The sequence below is a fragment of the Endozoicomonas sp. YOMI1 genome, from assembly GCF_024606345.1.
In the GTDB taxonomy this organism is placed as follows: Bacteria; Pseudomonadota; Gammaproteobacteria; order Pseudomonadales; family Endozoicomonadaceae; genus Endozoicomonas.
Map to the genome: position 1 here is coordinate 1 of NZ_JAHHPM010000499.1, position 2,065 is coordinate 2,065.

The window sequence follows — 2,065 nt, forward strand, 5'->3', positions numbered from 1 at the left end:
GGATGAGACATATCTGGCTCTGCTCGCTTTGCCTTTATCGGACGCCTCGTATTTGGCTTGGCATTTGGCTTTGTTCGCCCTGCCTTTCTCTGATAAAGCGTATTTGACTTTGCGCGCCTTGCCTTTATCTGATGCATCGTATTTGGCATTGCTATTGGCTTGGTTCGCATTGTTTTTATCGGATGGGAGGTATTTAGCTCTACTCTTCTTGCCTATTCCAGAAGCGGGCACCTCTTCAAGCGAAAGGGACAGAGGTTCACCAGAACCTTCACCGGCGATACTCCAAACCCGATCAATTCTTAATTCTGATTGACTGGCAAGAATCTTAGTATTTTGGTCGGTTTGTTGGTGTGCTCCGGGTTTATGTGACAAGTCTAACGGCTCACTTTGTTGAGACTCCTGAGAATAATTAACTCTTACACGGGAGTCGCTTAATGAGTTATGGAAGCTATCACCACATGGAATCAAGGTGTTTAAATAATTACCTGGTTCAGTTTGATCAACTCGCAGCCCGAACACTAAACCACTGCGCTGTGGCCGGGCTTGAAAAACTAACCCACTACTCAACATTACAGACTCATACGCTTTCTGAAATTCTGAATACAGGGGTGAGTTAAAATAGGGATTAATCATTGAATTATATAATTAAAGAGTCTGAGGTTGAGACCACTTCTTCTTATAAAAGTTCCTGGCCAATACAACTCACTCAATATTTATTCCAATCAAGCATATAAATTGGTACAGCTATTAAGAATAGCGTTGTAAAACTCTTCGAATGCCAGCGCCTCACGAATGAAGAAGACGGTGGTGGTCGGGTGGTTGAATTTCCCGGCTGATGGTCAAGAGTCTGTTTTACGGATTATGATCCGGCATCGTCAGTGAAATGATGGCAGTAAGCATGATAAAGAGTGAGGATATCCACAGGCAGGCTGCCAGTCCTCCCCATTGAAACGCCCACCCCGAAAGTACGGTTCCGGTTAAACGCCCCATGGCATTGGCCATGTAGTAGAAGCCAACATCCATGGATGCGCCTTCTTCCCGGGCAAAAGAGACAATCAGGAAAGAGTGCAGCGATGAGTTGATGGCGAATATCCCGCCAAAAATCAGTAAACCAACAATAAGACTTAACTGTGGATACCACTGGCATGTGATCGCCAGTGCCAGCAGTACCGACACCAGCAGTAGCGTTGCTGACCATAATGCAAGAGCGGTGCGACTCTGGATATGCTGGCTCTCAGCACCGGAAATAGCGCCGGTAATTTTTGGCGCAATACCCTGAACCAGGCCATAACCAATCACCCATATGGCCATGAAACTCCCCGTCGCCACATGGCTCCAGCCAAAAACGGCACTCAGGGAAACAGGAAGGGCGATGACAAACCATACGTCCCGGGAGGCAAAGAGAAAAAGGCGAGCGACAGAGAGAATGTTGATGGCCTTGCTCTTGGAGAATATCTGGGTAAATTTGGGCTTACTGTGAGCTTTACCCAGGTCTTTTTGCAGCCATATCAGGCTGCCTGCTAATACCAGGGTCAACACAGAAGCCATGGTCAGCATGGCACTTTGAAAACCAATCAGACTCAGCAGGGTGCCACCCAGAAAGAAACCTGCACCTTTCAGGGCATTTTTGGACCCCGTCAAAATGGCTATCCAGCGATAGAGTTTTCCAGCCTGCTGGCTGTTGACCAGGGTTTTTATGGAGGTCTTCGCGCTCATCTTATTCAGATCTTTGGCAATACCTGAAATAGCCTGGGCAAACATCACCAGAGGTATAGACAGGGACTGTGCAGGGACTGACAGCATCAGCAGGGCGGTGATCTGCATGAACAGGCCGATATTCATGGTTCTGTTCAGACCGGTTCGGGCCCCCAGCCAGCCGCCAATCAGGTTAGTGACTACCCCGAAGAACTCGTAAAAAAGAAACAGCATGGCAATTTCCAGACCGGAATAACCCAGCGAATAGAAGTGGAGGACCACTAGCATGCGCAGGGCGCCATCTGTCAGGGTGAAGTTCCAGTAGTTGAAGGTGATAAGCGCGTAATTTCTTATCTGTTGTTGCCGGAAC

The 2,065-nt window shown here is 47.9% G+C and carries 2 protein-coding genes; both read right to left on the reverse strand.

What is annotated here, in order from left to right:
- The coding region (locus tag KDK15_RS17710) for a hypothetical protein (protein WP_257296719.1) at positions 1-633 on the reverse strand (633 nt) is incomplete at its 3' end.
- A gap of 219 nt (positions 634-852) precedes the next feature.
- Positions 853-2,049 (reverse strand): organoarsenical effux MFS transporter ArsJ, encoded by a 1,197-nt coding sequence (gene arsJ, locus KDK15_RS17715; protein WP_257296720.1) that lies wholly within the window; start codon positions 2,047-2,049, stop codon positions 853-855.
- Between the last annotated feature and the right edge of the window lie 16 nt (positions 2,050-2,065).